Annotated in this window: 1 pseudogene; it reads left to right on the top strand. The window is 79.7% G+C overall.

Features of this window, described 5'->3' with window-relative positions:
* Positions 1-581 (top strand): annotated as a pseudogene (locus KS423_RS46930) (hypothetical protein); the annotation flags it as partial.

Raw genomic sequence — 581 nt, 5'->3', positions numbered from 1 at the left:
CCTTCCGTCCCGGCCCCGGGCACCGGGCAGCCCGGCTACGCCCCACCCGCCTCCGGACAGACCCCGAACGCCCCCGGGCTGCGGCCGGACATGCCCGCCCACCCGGCGCCGCCGCCCGCCGCGAACGTCCCGGAGACCGACACACCGGCCGCCCCTGCCAAGGGCACCGACCCGGACGCCGACCACGCGCTGTCCGGCGCCGCCCTGGTCTCCCCGCTCGGCCGCGACGGCCTGCGGCACCAGCTCACCCTCACGGTCGCCGAGCCGGTCACCGCCTTCCAGGCCGAATTCCGGCTCGCCCCGGGCGAGTCGGCCCCCGGCACCGGCTCCGCCTGGACCGACCTGCCGGGCGCCGTGGTGACCGCCCAGCAGGAGCGCGGCACCCTCGTCTACCGATTCACCACCCCGCCCGGCGTCGACGTCCGGCCCGGCCACTACACCTTCGGCGTCCGCGGCGCCCGTCCGGCCGCCGACCCGTCCGCCGTGGTGCGCAAGCCGGCCGCGGCGGAGAGCTGGAGCGTCTCCGCGTTCACCCTCGACCGCCCCCGCGCGGTCGCCGCGCTCGGCGGCTTCGGCCCGGT

Origin of the sequence: Streptomyces sp. LS1784, assembly GCF_020103755.1 — a bacterium.
Classification (GTDB): Bacteria; Actinomycetota; Actinomycetes; order Streptomycetales; family Streptomycetaceae; genus Kitasatospora.
The sequence above is the reverse complement of the archived record's forward strand: the minus strand, read 5'-3'. Positions and strand labels throughout refer to the sequence as shown.